3 protein-coding genes are annotated in these 786 nt (G+C 54.2%); all 3 read right to left on the bottom strand.

Translation table 11 applies throughout. The features are described from left to right. Window positions 1-86 (bottom strand): CoA-binding protein (locus NKI24_RS35825; RefSeq protein WP_352750924.1); only part of this gene is annotated, 86 nt, incomplete at its 3' end. Window positions 87-160: 74 nt separating this feature from the next. After that, the gene (locus NKI24_RS35820; protein WP_023679234.1) at window positions 161-532 is read right to left on the bottom strand and encodes a 2Fe-2S iron-sulfur cluster-binding protein; all 372 of its coding nucleotides are present in this window, start codon (window positions 530-532) and stop codon (window positions 161-163) included. Continuing rightward, window positions 529-786 (bottom strand): selenium-binding protein SBP56-related protein (locus NKI24_RS35815; protein ID WP_352750921.1); only part of this gene is annotated, 258 nt, incomplete at its 5' end. The genes NKI24_RS35815 and NKI24_RS35820, both read right to left, overlap by 4 nt.

The raw sequence follows: 786 nt of genomic DNA, 5'->3' as shown, positions 1-786 counted from the left end.
ACCGGGATCATGTCATAGCCGGTTTCGTGCAGCACCCTGAGTACGCCATAGGAAAATTTAGTTTTATCGGGGCTGGCCCCAACCATCGCGATGGTTTTGACCGATTTCAGAATGTGTTGCAGATAAGCCTCCGAATAGGGCTCATCATGATTCATATGGGTCATTTCTTTGCTTCCAACGGGGTCGCAATATCGGCTTTCAATTCATGAGCGGCCAGCGGGTCAAGGAAGGGGTTGCGATAGAGCTTGTCGTGGCTCTCAACGCCGACCTCCAGCGTGCAGTCGCTCATAGGGCGGGCGACGCAGAGGATTATATAGCCATTGTTGATCTGGCGGTTGTTCAGCGCCCGCTGCGCTTTTTGATCGACTTTGCCGCTGATTATTTTGGCCGCACAGGTTATGCAGCCGCCATACTTGCACCCATACGGCAGATCCACGCCCTGCTCGCGCAAGCTTTGCAAGAGGGGCTTGCGGGGATCGACGTCAAAGGCCGCACCGCCTTGATTGGCGAGAATGATGGTGAAGCAGGTCATACCCAGATGTCACTCGTGCAATCACCGCCGGGATAACGGGTTTCGTGGCAGCGGCTTGGTCCATTTGGTTCCTTGCCAAAATCGAGGACAAATCGCGGATCAATTTCCATGCCGCCGTTTTCCGTATCGCAATTGACCATCAGCATGCATCCGCCATTGGTGCGGATTTCCGGATAGAACTGATTATCCCACGTCGAGAAGAGCGAGGTCGTCACATAAAGGCGCTTGCCGTCGAGGCTGAGCTGTATCATCTG

Origin of the sequence: Mesorhizobium sp. M0701, from assembly GCF_040320365.1 — a bacterium.
In the GTDB taxonomy this organism is placed as follows: domain Bacteria; phylum Pseudomonadota; class Alphaproteobacteria; order Rhizobiales; family Rhizobiaceae; genus Mesorhizobium.
Note: the sequence above shows the minus strand (reverse complement) of the source record. Positions and strands in the feature narration are given on the sequence as shown.